Source organism: Nocardioides sp. YR527 (assembly GCF_900101045.1).
GTDB lineage: Bacteria > Actinomycetota > Actinomycetes > Propionibacteriales > Nocardioidaceae > Nocardioides.
Genome location: NZ_FNFN01000005.1, coordinates 409,120 through 425,079, shown reverse-complemented (window position 1 = coordinate 425,079; position 15,960 = coordinate 409,120). Strand labels below are relative to the sequence as shown.

At 70.2% G+C, this 15,960-nt stretch carries 19 protein-coding genes; 7 read left to right on the top strand and 12 right to left on the bottom strand.

Going from position 1 to position 15,960, the window contains the following annotated elements:
* Positions 1-2 precede the first annotated feature (2 nt).
* From BLT25_RS17550 to BLT25_RS17530, 5 genes are read right to left on the bottom strand one after another with little or no spacing between them, the layout of a single operon-like run.
* Positions 3-1,529 carry a Y-family DNA polymerase gene (locus BLT25_RS17550; RefSeq protein WP_091048509.1) on the bottom strand — a complete coding sequence of 509 codons (1,527 nt, stop codon included), beginning with the start codon at positions 1,527-1,529 and terminating at the stop codon, positions 3-5.
* Positions 1,526-2,215 carry a hypothetical protein gene (locus BLT25_RS17545; protein ID WP_256328646.1) on the bottom strand — a complete coding sequence of 230 codons (690 nt, stop codon included), beginning with the start codon at positions 2,213-2,215 and terminating at the stop codon, positions 1,526-1,528. Before BLT25_RS17545 ends, BLT25_RS17550 begins: the two co-directional genes overlap by 4 nt.
* Positions 2,216-2,268: 53 nt before the next feature.
* A complete protein-coding gene (locus tag BLT25_RS17540) occupies positions 2,269-4,032 on the bottom strand; it encodes a serine hydrolase domain-containing protein (protein ID WP_091048504.1) in 1,764 nt (587 codons plus the stop codon).
* Positions 4,029-5,273, bottom strand: coding sequence for an MFS transporter (locus BLT25_RS17535; RefSeq protein ID WP_091048502.1), 1,245 nt, complete (start codon positions 5,271-5,273; stop codon positions 4,029-4,031). Before BLT25_RS17535 ends, BLT25_RS17540 begins: the two co-directional genes overlap by 4 nt.
* Positions 5,270-5,782 (bottom strand): ArsR/SmtB family transcription factor, encoded by a 513-nt coding sequence (locus BLT25_RS17530; RefSeq protein ID WP_218131391.1) that lies wholly within the window; start codon positions 5,780-5,782, stop codon positions 5,270-5,272. Before BLT25_RS17530 ends, BLT25_RS17535 begins: the two co-directional genes overlap by 4 nt.
* A gap of 96 nt (positions 5,783-5,878) precedes the next feature.
* Here BLT25_RS17530 and BLT25_RS17525 point away from each other — a divergent pair, with 96 nt between their 5' ends.
* Together BLT25_RS17525 and BLT25_RS17520 are read left to right on the top strand one after the other, a co-directional pair.
* Complete coding sequence (locus BLT25_RS17525; protein ID WP_218131390.1) at positions 5,879-6,376, top strand: sigma-70 family RNA polymerase sigma factor; 498 nt, start codon at positions 5,879-5,881, stop codon at positions 6,374-6,376.
* A complete protein-coding gene (locus tag BLT25_RS17520; protein WP_091048496.1) occupies positions 6,373-7,449 on the top strand; it encodes a hypothetical protein in 1,077 nt (358 codons plus the stop codon). The genes BLT25_RS17525 and BLT25_RS17520 overlap by 4 nt, the downstream gene beginning before the upstream one ends.
* Here the strand turns inward: BLT25_RS17520 and BLT25_RS17515 are convergent.
* Positions 7,446-8,096, bottom strand: coding sequence for an MOSC domain-containing protein (locus BLT25_RS17515; RefSeq protein ID WP_091048492.1), 651 nt, complete (start codon positions 8,094-8,096; stop codon positions 7,446-7,448). The genes BLT25_RS17520 and BLT25_RS17515 overlap by 4 nt on opposite strands.
* Positions 8,097-8,183: 87 nt before the next feature.
* Here BLT25_RS17515 and BLT25_RS17510 point away from each other — a divergent pair, with 87 nt between their 5' ends.
* The gene (locus tag BLT25_RS17510) at positions 8,184-8,675 is read left to right on the top strand and encodes a SigE family RNA polymerase sigma factor (protein ID WP_091048859.1); all 492 of its coding nucleotides are present in this window, start codon (positions 8,184-8,186) and stop codon (positions 8,673-8,675) included.
* Positions 8,672-9,511, top strand: a complete 840-nt coding sequence (locus tag BLT25_RS17505) for a hypothetical protein (RefSeq protein ID WP_091048491.1) — start codon at positions 8,672-8,674, stop codon at positions 9,509-9,511. Before BLT25_RS17510 ends, BLT25_RS17505 begins: the two co-directional genes overlap by 4 nt.
* On the opposite strand, the gene BLT25_RS17500 is transcribed toward BLT25_RS17505, so the two are convergent.
* Entirely contained in the window at positions 9,508-10,401 is an 894-nt protein-coding gene (locus tag BLT25_RS17500; protein ID WP_091048488.1) for an aminoglycoside phosphotransferase family protein, read from the bottom strand. The two genes, BLT25_RS17505 and BLT25_RS17500, sit on opposite strands and share 4 nt — an antisense overlap.
* Positions 10,402-10,468: 67 nt before the next feature.
* Between BLT25_RS17500 and BLT25_RS17495 the strand changes: the two genes are divergently transcribed.
* A complete protein-coding gene (locus tag BLT25_RS17495) occupies positions 10,469-10,993 on the top strand; it encodes a cupin domain-containing protein (RefSeq protein WP_256328645.1) in 525 nt (174 codons plus the stop codon).
* On the opposite strand, the gene BLT25_RS17490 is transcribed toward BLT25_RS17495, so the two are convergent.
* Genes BLT25_RS17490 through BLT25_RS17480 form a run of 3 tightly spaced genes read right to left on the bottom strand, consistent with a single transcriptional unit; the run spans position 10,978 to position 12,931 of the window.
* Complete coding sequence (locus BLT25_RS17490; RefSeq protein ID WP_091048482.1) at positions 10,978-11,430, bottom strand: NUDIX hydrolase; 453 nt, start codon at positions 11,428-11,430, stop codon at positions 10,978-10,980. The genes BLT25_RS17495 and BLT25_RS17490 overlap by 16 nt on opposite strands.
* A gap of 31 nt (positions 11,431-11,461) precedes the next feature.
* Entirely contained in the window at positions 11,462-11,938 is a 477-nt protein-coding gene (locus tag BLT25_RS17485; RefSeq protein WP_091048480.1) for a pyridoxamine 5'-phosphate oxidase family protein, read from the bottom strand.
* Positions 11,939-11,986: 48 nt separating this feature from the next.
* Positions 11,987-12,931: a helix-turn-helix transcriptional regulator gene (locus BLT25_RS17480; protein WP_256328644.1), complete on the bottom strand. Its 945-nt coding sequence runs from the start codon at positions 12,929-12,931 to the stop codon at positions 11,987-11,989.
* A gap of 100 nt (positions 12,932-13,031) precedes the next feature.
* Here BLT25_RS17480 and BLT25_RS17475 point away from each other — a divergent pair, with 100 nt between their 5' ends.
* Both BLT25_RS17475 and BLT25_RS17470 read left to right on the top strand, forming a co-directional pair.
* A complete protein-coding gene (locus BLT25_RS17475) occupies positions 13,032-13,445 on the top strand; it encodes a VOC family protein (protein WP_091048475.1) in 414 nt (137 codons plus the stop codon).
* A gap of 45 nt (positions 13,446-13,490) precedes the next feature.
* Positions 13,491-14,072, top strand: a complete 582-nt coding sequence (locus BLT25_RS17470; RefSeq protein WP_143033783.1) for a hypothetical protein — start codon at positions 13,491-13,493, stop codon at positions 14,070-14,072.
* Here the strand turns inward: BLT25_RS17470 and BLT25_RS17465 are convergent.
* Together BLT25_RS17465 and BLT25_RS17460 are read right to left on the bottom strand one after the other, a co-directional pair.
* Positions 14,059-14,409 carry a hypothetical protein gene (locus tag BLT25_RS17465; RefSeq protein ID WP_091048470.1) on the bottom strand — a complete coding sequence of 117 codons (351 nt, stop codon included), beginning with the start codon at positions 14,407-14,409 and terminating at the stop codon, positions 14,059-14,061. The genes BLT25_RS17470 and BLT25_RS17465 overlap by 14 nt on opposite strands.
* Before the next feature lie 67 nt (positions 14,410-14,476).
* The gene (locus tag BLT25_RS17460; protein WP_091048467.1) at positions 14,477-15,772 is read right to left on the bottom strand and encodes an HNH endonuclease; all 1,296 of its coding nucleotides are present in this window, start codon (positions 15,770-15,772) and stop codon (positions 14,477-14,479) included.
* Between the last annotated feature and the right edge of the window lie 188 nt (positions 15,773-15,960).

Below are 15,960 nucleotides of genomic sequence, written 5' to 3'. Positions count from 1 at the left end.
CATCAGTCGTAGCTGGCTTCGGTGAGCCAGTGGTCGGTGTCGAAGGTGGCCAGCCAGGCGCGGCCGTCGACCCCGACGAGCTGGAAGCGGGCGACCCGCCTTCCGCCGTCGGGCTCCCACCACGCCTCGGTGACCGGCCACGGACCGGCCCAGGAGGCGACCCGCTGCCAGGGCTGGCCTGCCGAGGGCCGGTAGCGGGCGGGGTCGGCGGAGACACCACCGCGCGGGAGCACCACCACCTGCCGCCCGGCCTGGTCGCAGACCTCCGCCGGCCACGGATCGGCGAGCACCCGGGCGGGCGCCGGCGGCGGGATCGAGCCGGGCCACGGCAGCGCGCGGTCGCGGAGGGTGCTGGGGCGGTTGCCCCAGGGGACGTACGCCTGCCGGTCGCGTGGGGTCCGGCCACCCTGGAGCACCGGGGCGACGACGGCCTCGTGGCCGAGCAGGCCCTGCACCCGGGCGATGCCGCGATCGACGCGCTCGTTCGTGCCGCCCCAGAGACCGTCGGCGTGGACCGCCTCGGAGACGGCGACCTCGGGGACGAAGCGCACTCCCGTGACGCCTCCACCTCGGCCACCCGAGGCCGCCCCGGCCAGCTGCCAGTGCAGCCGGTCGATGAGGTCGACGGAGGAGAACCAGCGCGGGTGCGCCCAGGTGCGGCAGGAGTCCGCGACGTCCTCCATCGCGACCTCGATCCGCACCTCGGTGCAGACCTCCTGTCGCGTCGCCAGGCCCTTCACGAAGCCCTCCGCCGCCTGCCGGGCCGAGAAGCAGACCGCCTCGGCGGAGTCGAGCGGCGGCTCGAAGGCGACCTCGGTGGCGAGCTCGGGCGGTGGCGTACGCCCGGACACCGGCCGCGCTCCCTCACCGTGGATCACCTGGCGGACCCAGGCGGCCTGCGCACCGAAGCGCGCCTTGACGTCGGCCCCGGGCAGGTCGGCGAGGCCGCCGAGCGTGGTCAGGCCGAGCCGCTGCAACAGGCTGACCGCGTTCGCGTCCTCGAGGACATGGACCGGCAGGGCGCGCAGGAAAGCGGTGGAGCCACCGTCCGCCGGGACCGCGTACGTCTCCTGCAGCCCGGCGCTCCGCGCGGCCTGCTCGGCGGTGAAGAGCTCATCGGCGATGCCGATCCGTACGTCCCAGATCCCGAGCCCGACCACGCACTCGGCGATCGCCGCGCCGGCCTCGGCCTCGCCGCCGTAGAAGCGTGCGGGCGAGCGCAGCGCGACCAGCCCGGGACGCAGCGGCATGACACCGGGGCGCAGCTCCTCCAGGCGCACCAGCACCTCCTCGAAGACTCGCGCGTCACGGGCCTCGTCGGCGGCGAGCACCTGCACCTCCGGGCAGCGCGACTGGGCGTCCCGGCGCCGCATCCCGCGCTTGACCCCGAACTCGCGCGCCGCCTGGTTGTAGGCCTGGACCCGGTTCTGCGCGAAGACCGCCGCCGGCAGATGCCGCGGCAGACCGGCATCGCCCAGCGCCGCGGCGACCGGCCAGTCGGCGCACCAGACCACCAGCGTGCGACTCATGCGGACTCCTGTTTCCGCAGGTCAGCAATGTCTGTGACGGGTTCGAGGACGCGCCGCAGACCGCCGTCCTCGGCCGGGAACCAGAGCGCCGTACGCCGCGGCGGAGCCGTCCCGCGCACCGCCTCGACCACCATCCTTCTCGCCCGGAGATGGCCGTCGCCGTTGCCCAGCCCGACCCAGCGCGGCTCGGTCGCCCGCAGACGTACGTCCGCTCTCGGCCACTCCCCCAGCGCGACCAGCGCGGCGCCGCGGGTGCGCAGCCGGGCGCCGATCTTCTCGGCGACGCTCGGGGTCACCCGTCCTGTCGGCCGGACGAGGACCAGCGTGGTCACATCGACCAGGGCCGCGGTCGCCTCCAGCCAGGAGTCCTTGGGCCGCGGCACCAGGATGGTCCGCTCCAGGTCGACCCCGGCCTCGGCCGCCGCCTCGACGCCGAAGTCCTCGACCCCGACGACGGCGGTCCACTCCCCTGCTCCCGACGGCCCCGCCAGCAGCAGCATCGCCAGCGCCAGCGAGTCGGCCGCGTACGTCCCTCCGGCCCGCAGCTGCACCACCCCACCCAGCGCCTCGTGCGTCGCCAGCTCCGCGCCCATGCCCGGCTTCTGCTCCAGCCGTCGCACCTTCGACCGGAGCTGCTCGATCTGAGCCAGCTTCTGGTGTCGCTCAATCCCCGCTACCACTCCCACTCAATGAGTATCGAACATTTGTTCGAACAGAGCAAGGCCGCCTCGGCAGAGCGTCAGCCGCGGAGAGCGGAGGCGAGGTAGGTGAGGCGGGGGTGGTCGGAGGCGGGGAAGGCCGAGACGACGGTCTTCGCGCCCACCGCGATCTTCCAGTAGGTCGCGCCGGCGACGACGAGGAAGTCGGCCTTGGAGGAACCGTCACCGGACAAGGGCGTCGTGATCAGCTCGGGTACGCCGAAGGCCCGGAGGGCGGCGATGACCGGGGAGTTCTCCTCGAGGGCGGCTCGGGCGGCGGCGACGAGACCCCCGTGGGCGTCGGGGACGGCGTTGATCCGCAGGGTCTGGATGCGCGGCTCGGCCTCCGGGGAGAGCATGACCTCGATGTCGTAGCGGCCCTTCTCGGCCGGCACCACGGCCAGCGCGACACCCATCGCACGCCCGAAGTAGCCGTAGGGCGCACCGCCGAGCGGCAGCCCGACCTTCGCGCGCGCCTGGGTGATCTGGGCGCGCCGTCCGGCGTCGGGGGCGTCGAGCTCGACGTTGTCGGCGAACAGCGACGGCAGCGCGAAGACCTCGGCGCCCTCCGGGTCGAACGTACGCAGCCGCTCGACCGCGGCTTCCAGCGCCGAGTCGAGCCGCGGACGCAGGCCCTTGACCACCGTCGAGAACCGGTGCGGACCACCGCCGGCGAGCTCCTCCGACACCAGCGAACGCAGCGCGGCCATCGCGGTCGCCCCGGCACCTGCGTACGTGCTGTTGGACAGCGTGATCACACCGAGACCGGAGGCGGGGTGCCAGACCATCCGCGAGCCGTAGCCGGGGTAGCCCCCGGAGTGATGGACGAACTGCCCGAGCCGGCTGTCGTGGTCGACCATGAGGCCGTAGCCGTAGCCGACGGCGATCGCCCCGATCCCCGCCTCGGGCCCCGAGAGCTCCAGCGAGGACGAGACCGATCCGAACCGATGCAGCTGCTGCATCTCCCGCCGCGACGCCTTCGACAGCGGGTGCCCGTCGACCCCAGCCGAGAAGGCCGACACGAACCCACCGACCCAGCGCGCCAGGTCGGCGACCGAGGAGTGCATGCCGCCCATCGCCGCGAACGACCCCGACGCCACCGGCGCCGCCTCCGTCCAGGTCCGCGGACCCGACAACCGGTCCCCCGCCCACGCGGGGTGCAGCGGCGGCACATGACCCGGCACCAGATTCGGCACCGCATCGGGCGAGTACGCCGAGGAGGTCATCCCCAGCGGCGCCAGCAGCTCGTGCTCGACGAAGTCCCGGTTGGCACCCTCAGGAGAGGAACCACCCACGACGTTCTCGATCGCGCGCCCGAGCAGCGCATAGCCGAGGTTGGAGTACTCGAACCCGACCCCCGGCTCCTGCCCGGTCGAGAAGCCTCCGTCGAGGAACGTCCCGAAGTCGTCGTAGGACAATGACTCCTGCCGGTCGCCCCACGGGTCGTCGGTCGGCAGCCCGGCCGACATCGAGAGCAGCAGCCGCAGCGTCACCGCCGGCGAGTCGGCGGAGTAGGGCGCCTGGTCGACGAGCTCGGGTACGTACTGCGCGATCGCCTCGTCCAGGTCGACCAGCCCGCGGTCGCGCAGCAGCAGCACCGCGGCCGCCGTGAACGACTTCGACATCGACGCGATCCGGAAGACGCTCTCCGCGGTCGGTGCGGGGCCACCGTCCCGGACCGCTCCGAACGCGCCGGAGTGGAGCAGCTCGGAGCCGCGTACGACCCCGTAGGCCAGCCCCGGGGTCAGGTTCTCCTCGAAACGTTCCTGGAAGAGCGAGTCGACGGCGGAGGTGTTCAGGCTCATACGGGCGTTCCTTCGGTGGCAGGTTGCTCGACGCGTTGCAGCCTAACCACCGAGGGCACCGCAAGCGCGGCAAGGCAGACCGCGGCGTAGAGCACGCCGCTGGCCAGGAAGACCGGCCGCTCCCCGAACCAGCCCGCCAGCGGCCCGTAGAGCAGCTGCCCGACCGGCATCGCGAGGAACGAGCCGAGCGCGTCGTAGGAGTAGGCGCGGGAGAGCATCTCGCCCGGGACGTTCTCCTGCATGGCGAGGCTCCAGCCGAGGCTGAAGATCTCGATCCCGGCGCCGGCGATCGCCATCGTCACCATCAGCGGCACCGTCTCCGGCCACAGCGCGAGGGCGAAGAAGGGCAGCGAGAACGCCATGATCCCGAACATCCCCGCGCGCAGCGGCCGCCGGATCGTGGCCCGCATCAGCAGGATGGTCATGATGAGCATCCCGGCCGCGAGCGCGGAGTTGGCCAGGCCCCAGCCCTCGACGCCGAGCGAGGAGGACTTCGCGTACGCGGGGCCCAGCACGTTCAGCCCGCCGGACTGGATCGCGTTGAGGATCATGAAGGCGACCACCACGACCCACAGCCACGTGGTGCTCCGGAAGTACGTCCACCCCGCCCGCAGGTCCTCGATGGCCGAGGTCTTCTCCGCGTCCGCCGGGCGCGGCGGGATCCGCACCGGGAGCAGGAAGATCGCCGCGAGCAGCCAGGTCAGCGCGTCGACCGCCAGCGCCCAGCCGGCACCGACGCCGACCACGAGAGCCGCCGCGACCGAGGGGCCCAGGATCGTCAGGCTCCCGCGCGACATCGAGAGCAGCAGGTTGGCCGGCTGCAGATCCTTCTTCGCCACCAGCTGGGGCACCATCCCCTGCATCGCCGGGAACGCCATCGCCATGGTGGTGCCGTTCATCGCCTCCAGGACGACGAGGTGCCAGATCTCGGCGTGCCCGGTGATGACCAGCGCCGCCGCGGCCGCCTGGGTCAGCGCCGAGGCCACGTTGCTCAGCTGGAGCACGAGCCGTCGCGGGAACCGGTCGGCGATCACCCCTCCGACCAGCAGGAACACGACCATCGGGATGGTGTGCGCGGCGACCACATACCCCAGCGCCGAGGCCGAGTCGGTCACCTCCAGCACCGCGAACGCGAGCGCCACGTGCGACATCGACGATCCGGCGAGGTTCACGAACCGGGAGGCGAAGAACCACCCGAAGTCGCGCTCCTTGAGGACGAAGAGGCTCTCCTTGATGCTCACTGGTCCTCACCCATCACGAACGCGGAAGCGGTCAGGTTCACGTGGATCGTGCCCTCCGTACGCGGCGGGCGGGCGTTCTCGTGGAGCAGTCCGCTGGCCTCTTGGACGAGATCGTGGACCCGCTGCCAGATGTCGGGATCGACCCACATCTCCGCGTCCGAGATGATGGCGGGACCATCCGCCCGCAGACGGCGGCGGCGGACGAGCTCCTCGGCGATCGCGCGGGTGTGGACCTCGTCGTCCTCCCTGGACGGCGGCCCCTCGGCGGTTTCGCTGCGCCAGGCGTAGCGATATCGCTTCGCGACCCCACCTCGGATCCGCTCCTCGCCCGCGACCTCGAGCAGCCCGGCGCTCTCGAGCAGCCGGAGATGGTAGGAGGCGTTGGCGTGGGTCAGGTCGAGCTCGCGCGCCACCTCCGCCGCCGACAGCTCCGCGCCCGTCAGCAGTGACAGCATCCGGAGCCGCAGCGGGTGCCCGGCCGCCCGCAGCCGCGAGATCTCCTCGTCCACCGAACCTCCCAAGAGTTGTTTGGGGGTGAGTCTGGTGAGACCGGACAGAACCGTCAAACAGTTATTCGGCTCGCGCCTAAACCGATAATGGGGCGTGTGCGTCACTCAGGCGTGAGCCGAGAAGAGTTCTCCGACTTCTACGTCGGTGCCAAGGACCGCTGCCTGCGCGCCGCGATCGCCGGGGGCATGGATCCGGGGCGTGCCGAAGAGGCGATCGCCGAGGCCTTTGCCCGCGCCTGGTCACGCTGGCCGACGGTCAGGCTGAGCAGCTCCCCCGCGGCGTGGGTGGTCCGCACCGCGATCAATGCCGACATCTCCTGGTGGCGCAAGCGCCGCCGCGAGCTGACCGTGCCCGACGCCCCCGAGCCGCTCCCCCATGACGACCCGGGTTTCGACCACGACCTGTTGGAGGCCGTACGCCGGCTGCCGCCGCGGCAACGCCAGGTGGTCGCACTGCGCTACTTCCTCGACCTCGATGCCGAGACCACCGCCCGCGAGCTGGGAGTCGCTCGCGGCACCGTCTCGGCCACGCTCCACCACGCCCTCAAGACCTTGCGGCTGCAGCTGACCGACCCCGAAGGGATGTTGTCATGACCGACATCGAGACCCTGCTGCGCAACAGCAGTCGCCAGACGCTGGACCTCCCGGCCACCGAGATCCTGCGCCGAGGCGACCGGATCCGTCGCCGCCGCCGAGGCTCGAAGGTGGTCGCCACCGTCGCCGCCGTCGCGCTCGGCGGGATCGGAGCGTACGTCACGATCCCCGATCGGCTGATCGACTCGGACATCGCGACCCCGGAGCCGCCCGCGCGCAACACTCCGGTCGACTGGTCCGGCAACCCGACCAACCTCACTCCCGAGGAGCTCGACGTGCTGAGCGATCGGTGCCTGATGACGGCCTGGGCCGACGTGAAGTCCCTGTACGCGGACGCACCCGACGCGAACAATGCCATCAACCCCGACGAGGTCGAGCAGATCCCGGAAGGCACCCGGCCGTTCCTCGCCGAGAAGCGTGGTTCGACCGCGATGGCGATCTTCGACGGCCGCGACTACGAGGTGACCTGCTCGACGGTGCTCGATGCCAGCCCGAGCGCTGACAGCGAGCCCGACCTCGCGGGGGCCTTCGGCCTGCCCCAGGTCTGGGGCGCCTTCGCGGCGACCGGGCCCTGGGAGGACTTCTACCGTGGCGGCGTCGGCGAAGGAACGCAGTTCCGCCTTCCCCTCCCCAAGGAGATGGACGTCGCCAAGGTCGTGTTCATCTCGAGCGGGGAGGAGATCCCGGCGACCATCGTCAACGGTGTGGCGGTCGCCTGGATCGATCACCAGGTCGACGTCGAGTCGGCAGACTTCCGCGCCTACGACGCCGACGGAAACTTGGTTCATCCGGAACCGGGTGAGACGAAGCGGGCACGGCCGAAGACCGAGTGGACCGAGACCGCGGACGGCATCCGGGTGACCCGATCGCTCGGCAACGAGAAGGTGGAGTCCGCCTGGTTCTGGGTCGGCGAGCAGCGGTTCGACGCCACCATCACCGAGGACAACGTGGCAGTCGCGCTGATCCCGACCGGGAAGCTCACCACGGATCAGCTGAACAAGCTCCAGATCCAGGGCCGCTCCCCCGAGGGTCTCTATCTGAGGGGCTGCACCGGAGAGCCCTGCGGGCCTTAGCGCGGCTTGGCCGCGACGTACCTCTCCGCCGCGGCACGCGGCTTGTTCCCGAGCCCGTCGATACCGATGAGGCTCGGGAGCAGGCTGCGGTCGGTGGTGAGAGCCCGGAACAGGGTCGAGACGGTGATGTCGTGGTCGGGGCGGTGGACGACGACGATCTCGTCGCCGGCCTGCAGGGTGCCCTCCTCGAGGACCCGCAGGTAGGGCCCGGGGCGCCCCTCAGCGGTGAACCGCTTGACCCACTGGGCGTTGTCGTAGCCGGAGACGCCCATCCAGTTCTTGAAGTCGTTGCACGGCGTACGCACGCTGCAGACCTGCAGCAGCACCGTCCCGATCCGCCACTGCTCCCCCACGAGCGCCGCGTTGATGTCGATCCCCTCGGTGGTGAGGTTCTCGGCGAACTGGCCGTCGCGGAAGGTCGCGCCCAGGCGCGTGCCCCACGCGTCGAGGTCCTCGCGGGCGAAGGCGTAGACCGCCTGCTCCGCGCCACCGTGGTGGCGGCGGTCGGTCTGGGTGTCGGTGACGATGCCCTCCGCACCGACCGTGACCGGCTCGGGCGTGGCGAGCTTCTCCATCGAGGTGGCACCCACCTCCGCCCACTCGGCGGGCTGGGACTGACCGATGTTCACGCTTCGTACGATGGGCACGGAGCGATTCTCCCCTCCTCTCCGCGGGAGCGTCGAACGGGTTTCCGGCAAGAATCGTCAAGAGCGGCTAAAGGGATCCGGGTGCTGATGCGTCAACGGGACGTGAGCTTCGACGAGTTCGGTGCGTTCTACGCATCCCACAAGGACCGCTGCCTCCGGGCAGCGGTCGCGTCCGGGATCGACCCTGGGCGTGCCGAAGACGCGGTGGCCGAAGCCTTCGCCCGCGCCTGGGCACAATGGCGCACCGTCCGCAATCACCGCTCTCCGGCGGCCTGGGTCGTGCGCACCGCCGTCAACGCCGACATCTCCTGGTGGCGCAAGCGGCGCCGCGAGGTCGGTCCGCCTGATGACGTACGCAGCGAGCATCCCGACCTCGACGGCCGTCACGATCTCATCGCCGCCATCCGCCGCCTGCCCAAGCGGCAGCGCGAGGTGGTGGCGCTGCGCTACATCCTCGACCTCGACACCGTGACCACGTCGGTCGCGCTCGACATCTCGCCGGGCACCGTCTCGGCTCACCTTCACCACGCGCTCGCCACGCTGCGAGCAGCCCTCGCCACCGAAGGAGCGCCCTCATGAACCTCGACCTCGAAGGCGCGCTGCGCACCAGCGGCGACCTCACCCTCGACCGCTCGCTCGCCGAGATCCGGGTCCGTGGTGACCGGCTCCGCCGGCGACGTACGGCACTGCTGATCGCCACCACCACAGCCGTGTGCCTCGTGGTGACCGGACTCGTCCTCTCCATCAGCGGGCGCGGCCCGCTGGCCATCGACGTGAGCCCGGCCGACCAGAGCTCCGGCCCTCGACATCCCGACCAGGTACTGACCTGGACCGGGAAGCCGGCCAACGTGACCGATGCCGAACTGGCGACGATCAAGCGCAGGTGCCTCATCGGAGCCGCGCAGGATGTGGCGACCGAAGCCAGCATGGATCCGGGGATGCCGGACACGTTGGATCCCGATCAGGTCCATCCGATCTTCGCGGAGAGGCGCAACGACTTCGGGCCAGATCACGACAACGAGCTGCGCGCGTACTTCCTGACCGGCGACTACCTCATCGACTGCCGCGGCTACACGACCGATTCCAGCTTGCCGAAGGCCGAGGGCGTCGTCGGGGCGGCGTCCCGCATCAAGCCCTATCCCGGCATGGAGCTGTCAGAGAACTCCAGCACCTCGTGGACCACGAACTGGATCGGCTTCATGTCGCCCGTTCCCGCCGAGGCTGTCTCCGTGAAGTTCTTCATCGGCGGCAAGCACGTCGACGGCGCCGTCAACAGCGGAATCGCCGTTGCCTGGTTCAGCGCGGAGGGAGTGAAGAAGAGGCATGACAGCGTCGGCTATGCGGCCTACGACGCCGACGGGAAACTGGTCGCCGGGACCACACCGGTCCCGAGCGAGACCTGGCCGATCTATTAGTCCTGGACCGCCTTGGTCACCGAGACCATCGCGGTGATCCACTCCTTGTCGGGAGCCTGGTTGTCCTCCACCTCGTCCTTGACGTTGACCATCAGCCGCAGGACCACCCACGCGCGGGCGCGGTCCTCGTCGAGGTCGGCGGCGTCGACGAGGGCGAAGAAGCGGTCGCGTACGCCGTCCCGGAACCGTCCGGCGTACTCGTCGAAGCGGTTCCACAGCATGGGCGCGAGCTCGTAGTGCGGGTCGCCGGAGAGGGGCTTCGGGTCGATCACCAGCCACTCCTCACGATCGGCCCGCAGAACGTTCTCGTAGTGGAGATCGGTGTGGATCAGCGTCCCGTCGGTCGCCTCGTCGGCGGCGAAGTCGCGGGCGATCGACCGGGCCTGCTCGACCATCCGCGGCGGCACCGGGAGCCGTCGGCTCTTGTCCCCCAGCTCGCTCGCCCAGCGGGCGGCCTGCGCCGACAACGTACGCAGCTGCGGCGGAGCCGGGACGTGCAGCCGCCGGTAGGACCCGCCCACGATCTCGCACGCCTGCACATCCCACATCTCCGTGAGGTCCTCGGGGTGCAACCGTTCGAGCAGCAGCGCGAACCGCTTCGGGTCCGCCCGGAGCAGGCGTACGGCACCCCGACCGCCCCAGGTCTGCAGCGCCAGCGCCTCGTGCTCGGCCTCCCAGTGGGGCCAGCAGACCTTCATCACCGCGGCCTCGCCGTCCGCGGTGCGCACGGGGAGCACGACCGCGCAGCTGCCGTGGGTGGCAGGCCCGTCGACGGTCAGCGACCACTCCTCGACGAGGTCGCGCAGCAGCGCCGGGAGCTCGTCGAGCCATGCCGCCCAGGAAGCCCCGTTGACGGCAAGAGCCAGGAAGGAGTCCGGGACGAGCGTCACGGCCCCAACCCTAGGGCTGCGCCCTAATCCGCTTCCCAACCCGGAGCCGGTGCGGCAGGTTTGGGCCATGTCACTTCCAGAGTCGATGGGGACCCGAGGTGTTCCCTACCCGCCCGAGCGCTACGACGGCGAGGCCGGTGAGATCTCGGCGTTCCACCGGCCCGACACCGCCCCGCCCGACCTCACCTATCCGAACGGCGTGAAGGTCGACTATCTCGCGACCGGAGCGACGACCGCGGGCGACTACGGGCTCTACCGCTGGCACTTCGGACCCAACGAGACCGGCCCGGGGCCGCACTTCCACCGTGCCGTCGCCGAGTCGTTCTACATCCTCACCGGCACCGTCAAGATCTACAACGGCGAGGAGTGGATCCCGGCAGGCGCCGGCGACTTCGTGCACGTGCCGGTCGGCGGCCTGCACGGCTTCCGCAACGCCACCGACGAGCCCGCCTCGATGCTGCTCCACTTCACCCCGGGCGCGCCGCGGGAGGGCTACTTCGAGGGGCTACGCGAGCTGGCCGAGGGCACCGAGCTCGGTCCGGACGAGATGGCCGAGTTCTACAAGCTCCACGACAACTACTGGGTCGACTGAGCGACCTTCAGGGCCTCGATCCCCATCCGGACGATGGGGCTGGTGGACTCGGCTCCGATCGCGGGGTCGTCCAGCCCGACCCATCCGGCGAAGTCGGTGGTTCCGTCGATCTCCAGCGTCCCCAGCTCGCCCCCGACGATCCGGGCCTCGAAGACCACCCGGGTGGACTGGTAGGGCCGGCGACCGGGGTCGAACGGCACCACGTACACGTCGGTCGTCAACGGAGCCCCGACCTCGACGTCGTAGCCGGTCTCCTCCTTCACCTCGCGCACGACCGCGGCGGGCATCTGCTCGCCGTAGTCGACGCCACCACCCGGCAGCGTCCACCCCGGGTCGTTGCGATGGTTGCCGTTGAACCAGCTCAGCAAGATCCGCCCCGCGTCGTCGACGATGACGGCGTACGCCGCGACCCGGGTGTCGTAGTCGGTGAAGTGCATCACCGCGAGACTAGCGCGGACCGACCCGAAGTCAGTCGAAGACGAAGGCGGTCGCGTCCTTGGGGAACGAGGTCCAGGCCCGGATCCGCCGCGGATGCACCGCCGGCGCGCCGTCGATGTAGTGCTTGGCCTCGAAGACGTTCTCGCCGTACTCGGGATACTTCGCGTTCAGCAGCCCCGCGATCTCCTCGGCTGTCGCGGGGGCGAAGGGCGTCGTCCGCACCTCGCCCTCGACGACGACCAGCTTCCACGGATCCGGCAGGTTCACCGTCACCTTCGGATGCTCGGCCGCGAGCCGCCGGTGCAACGTCTCCGGGCTGCCGCCGTAGACCAGCTTGTCCTCGAACCAGATCCCGTCCAGCGGCGTCACGTGCGGACTCCGCCCCGGCCTCTCGAACGCGAACCAGAACTGCTTCGCCTCGACCAGCCGCTGACGTACGTCCTCCCACGCCAGCAGCTCGCTCGGCGTGCCGTATCCCTCCGGAAACCGAATCTGTTCTCTACGCATGTGCCTCACTCAACCACCGCCCGCGACACTGCGCCCGACCGAAATTGCTCAGCCGTACGCGACAGCCAGCTCGGCCCCGATGCGAGCCAGCTCGCGGCGCACGTCCTCAGGCCCGATGACCTCGACCATCGATCCCCATCCGGCCAGCTGCTCGGCGAGGGACCGGGCGGTGTGGGCGGCCAGGGTCACCTCGATCCGCTCCTCGTCGCCGATCGCAGGCGCGTCGCCGATCACGTCCAGGTAGGTGCCGAAATGGTCGCGCAGGACCCACAGGTGCCGACGCCGCACAAGCACCGTGGCCCGCACCCGAGCCCGCCGCTCCTCGACGTACGACACCACCCGCTGCCACTCCCGGGCAAGGTCGAAGCCTTCGGGCCGATTCGCCGGCTGTGCGGTCACCTCGACCGAGGCGACCCGGTCCATCCGGTAGGTGCGTACGTCCGGGCCTTCCTCGCGAGTGGCGAGCAGGTACCAGAGGTCGTCCTTGGCGACCAGGCCCAGCGGATCGAGCAGGACGGTGCTGACCTGACCGGTGCGGTTGGTGTAGTCCACACGCACCTGACGACGGTCGATCACCGCCTGCTGCACGACGTCGACGACCTCGGGCCGCGAGCGACGCTGCTCACCCCAGGAACCGGCATCGAGTCGCACCGCCTCCGCGGCAGCGGCCGCATCTGCCCGGAACGGGCTCGGCAGCGCCCGGAGCAGCTTGCGCACGGCCTGCTGCGCCTCGGGCGACGCGCTCGCACCCGGCCCGACGAGCGTGAACAGGGCCTGCGACTCGGGACCGGTCAATCCGCTCAGGTCAGTGCGTGCGCCCCCGACCAGAGACCATCCCCCGCCCCTGCCCGGCTGCGGGTAGACCGGCACGCCGGCCGACGACAGCGCCTCGAGATCGCGGCGGGCGGTCGCGACCGATATCTCCAGCTCGGCGGCGAGCTCCGCCGCCGTCACCCGACCTCGCGCCTGCAGCAGCAGGAGCGTGGCGATCATCCGCTCAGCTCGCACAGATCTGAGATTGCCACACAAAGTGCTCATCAGGTGAGCACTTTGAGCGGAAGCATGGGTGACACCACCACGAAAGGAAGCGCACATGTTCCGCGGATTCACCACGATCAACTACCTCGTCGACGACGTGAAGGCGGCCGCCGCCTGGTACCAGGAACTCCTCGGCGTCGAGCCCTACTTCGTCCGCCCCGACGCCGAGCACCCGGCGTACGTCGAGTTCCGCATCGGCGACAGCCAGGACGAGCTCGGCCTCCTCGACCGCCGCTACGCACCGCAGGGCTACTCCTCAGCCAACCCCGCCGGCGCGATCATGCACTGGCACGTCGACGACGTGCAGAAGACGTACGACCACCTGCTCGCCCTCGGCGCGTCCGGGCTCGCTGACCCGCGACCGCTAGGCGAACCCGGCTGGGAGATCGCCACCGTCGCCGACCCGTTCGGCAACGTGATCGGACTGATGCACAGCCCGCACTACCTGGCGATGCAGGCCGACCGATAACCGGTGGCGCGGCCGCTCGCCGCCCGCTGTGATGGACTGTCCGGCATGCATCTTCGGGCTGCACCCTTGATCGTCCTGATCGCTGCGACCTCGGCGTGCGGGGTCGGCGTGGGGCCGGTGACCACGGACGCACCGACGCCGTTCTCGGCATCCTCGACCTCGACGCCGGAGGGGTTCACGGCGGCCGAGTGCCTGGGGGTGGTCGGCGGGAAGCAGGTGATCGTGAAGCTGGACGTGCCGAAGGAGTTCGAGCCGGAGTCAACCGACCCGAGCGACCAGACCCCCGACGGCCAGTGCACCTGGCGTACGTCCGAGGAGCGCTTCTTCAGCGTCGAGATCGGCGAGAAGGAGTCGCTCGCGGACCTGAACGACGAGCTGAAGGAGTACGAGGACATAGGCGGTGACGACGAAGTCAAGGACGTCACCTACGACGCCTCGACCGACACCTTCGGCGACCTGGAGGGCGAGCGGCTCAGCTGGTGGTCCTACTCCGACGGCATGCCTGCCGACTGCGTCCACGTTCAGGCCAACGGCATCCGCGTGTTCTGGCAGAACCCCGACGACATCGAGCAGCGGCTCGACGACCTCGACGCCGTCCTCGACAGCATCGAGCTCATCCGTTCCTGACCGGGCGCGCCATGGCCCGGCTGCCGCTCACGACGATCAGCACCACGAGCATCACGGGCACGATCAAGGTCCACATGGTCGGGAGCATCCCCGCGACACATCCGATCGCCGTGAGCAAGAACCCCGTCCGAGGCCTGCGCGGCAGCAGCAGCGTGCCGATCAGGACTAGCACGCCCCCACCGACGAGCGTGCCGAACCAGAAGGCAAGACCGCCGTCTCCGCTGCGTACGACCCGAACGGTCTCTGCCACTCCCGCCGCGAGCAGCAGACAGCCGAGGAACAGCCCGTACCACCACACCCAGCCACGTGCGCCCGAGCGCTCCTCATCGGATCCCATTGCGTCCCCTCCCGTCTTTATCGCCCCCGGGAAAGGCTCTCCACCATCGAGCGTAAGGCGTAGCGACTCAGGCCGCGAGCGCATGAGTGAGGAGTACGCGGCGCAGCCTGAGCTCCGCCGGCGACAGCGGTGGTGGGTCCGGTGCCCAGGTGTCGGGTGGTGGGCTGATGTAGGTGTGGCCTGTGGGTGTGATGGTGATGATGCTGCCGTCGGGTCCTGGTCTCGCTTGCCAGCCGGGGGCTTCCTTGGCTTGGTTGCATCGTTCGCACAGGCCCTGCAGATTCTGGGCGCTGGTTTCGCCGCCGTCGGTGTGGCGTTGGATGTGGTCGATGTTGCGGATCGGGGCATCACACCCGTTGGTGCGGCAGATCCCGCTGTCGCGGGTGGTGATGAACTCGGCCAGCCCGTCGGGTGCTCTGCGTGAGCGGGATTCCATGGCGACCAGTTGACCGGCCGGGTCGGTGAACAGACGCCGGACGAACACCTCGGCATCGGCGAGTGCGTCGCGGGCCCAGGCGGCGGGGACGGGTCCGTAGCCCTCGACCACGGCGGGCTGGTCGGCGTCGTTGGTGAGGGAGTCGGCGCTCATTACGATCTTGACCTCGACCCGAGGCCTCACCCCGGCGGCCTCGCGGCCGGTGATCCGGTCGATGAGGGTGTCGGCCATGACCTGACCCCGGGTCCGTTCGTCACCGGCGGCCGCAGCTGTCTTGGCGGCCTGGTCCAGGGCGGCGAAGACGGCGACCCCGTCTTTGACCGGGAGCAGCGCGCCGAGCCAGGTCATGGTGTCGGGTGCCGGCCGGAGGCTGACCCGACGGTCCTTCGCCGCGTTGGCGGCGCGGGCGACGACGGATGCTTGGTCGAGGGTGATGGCGAGTTTCTTGGCGGCGTTCTCGAGCTGCCGCAGCCCCATCGACACCGCTCGAGCCGGCTCCCCGTCCGGGCCGGCGGCGCAGAGCTGGTAGTCGATGACCTTGCGGTCATCGAGGGAGAGGCAGGCGGTCTCACGGGCCAGGATGGTGGCCTGCCATTGGGAGAACAGCCCGGCCTTCATCAACGCGAAGGTGTGCGGCATCTCCGCGATCATGATCTTCGCCAGACCTAGGAGTTTGGCGCCCTTCTCGGGCGAGACCCGCCGCGCCAACGCAACCTGGGAAGCCACCCCTTCACCAAGCTTCCGGGCGGGAACCCCAGCCTCGGCCTGGCGCTCGCGGGCGGCTTCCTCCAGACGTACCGCTGCCTCTGCCTGCACGGCCTCAGCGGTGCACTTCATTGCTTCGAGCCGACTGATCCAGTCAACCAACTCACCCTCGGACGCACCCGGAGGTGGCCCGTCGAGGAGGTGGTCGATGGTCTCGTACATAGCCGCCATTATATGCGATCGATGAGAACAGCGCGACCTATTTGTGCTGTTCAGATGACAGTTATGCGTTCAGCGAACAAGACACGTGAACTCCGCGCCACACTCTCGCCGCCGCCCCGATATAGGCGAAATCTTTCTCGATCGGGTGCCGGGTCAAGGATGGCCGAAGGCCACCGCGATAGCGGCGC

Excerpts from the sequence above, each read along its gene's own strand:
- BLT25_RS17550 (WP_091048509.1), bottom strand. The coding sequence starts at position 1,529 with ATGAGTCGCACGCTGGTGGTCTGGTGCGCCGACTGGCCGGTCGCCGCG.
- BLT25_RS17540 (WP_091048504.1), bottom strand. The coding sequence starts at position 4,032 with ATGAGCCTGAACACCTCCGCCGTCGACTCGCTCTTCCAGGAACGTTTC.
- BLT25_RS17520 (WP_091048496.1), top strand. The coding sequence starts at position 6,373 with ATGACCGACATCGAGACCCTGCTGCGCAACAGCAGTCGCCAGACGCTG.
- BLT25_RS17510 (WP_091048859.1), top strand. The coding sequence starts at position 8,184 with ATGCGTCAACGGGACGTGAGCTTCGACGAGTTCGGTGCGTTCTACGCA.
- BLT25_RS17505 (WP_091048491.1), top strand. The coding sequence starts at position 8,672 with ATGAACCTCGACCTCGAAGGCGCGCTGCGCACCAGCGGCGACCTCACC.
- BLT25_RS17495 (WP_256328645.1), top strand. The coding sequence starts at position 10,469 with ATGTCACTTCCAGAGTCGATGGGGACCCGAGGTGTTCCCTACCCGCCC.
- BLT25_RS17490 (WP_091048482.1), bottom strand. The coding sequence starts at position 11,430 with ATGCACTTCACCGACTACGACACCCGGGTCGCGGCGTACGCCGTCATC.
- BLT25_RS17485 (WP_091048480.1), bottom strand. The coding sequence starts at position 11,938 with ATGCGTAGAGAACAGATTCGGTTTCCGGAGGGATACGGCACGCCGAGC.
- BLT25_RS17480 (WP_256328644.1), bottom strand. The coding sequence starts at position 12,931 with ATGATCGCCACGCTCCTGCTGCTGCAGGCGCGAGGTCGGGTGACGGCG.
- BLT25_RS17475 (WP_091048475.1), top strand. The coding sequence starts at position 13,032 with ATGTTCCGCGGATTCACCACGATCAACTACCTCGTCGACGACGTGAAG.
- BLT25_RS17470 (WP_143033783.1), top strand. The coding sequence starts at position 13,491 with ATGCATCTTCGGGCTGCACCCTTGATCGTCCTGATCGCTGCGACCTCG.
- BLT25_RS17465 (WP_091048470.1), bottom strand. The coding sequence starts at position 14,409 with ATGGGATCCGATGAGGAGCGCTCGGGCGCACGTGGCTGGGTGTGGTGG.
- BLT25_RS17460 (WP_091048467.1), bottom strand. The coding sequence starts at position 15,772 with ATGTACGAGACCATCGACCACCTCCTCGACGGGCCACCTCCGGGTGCG.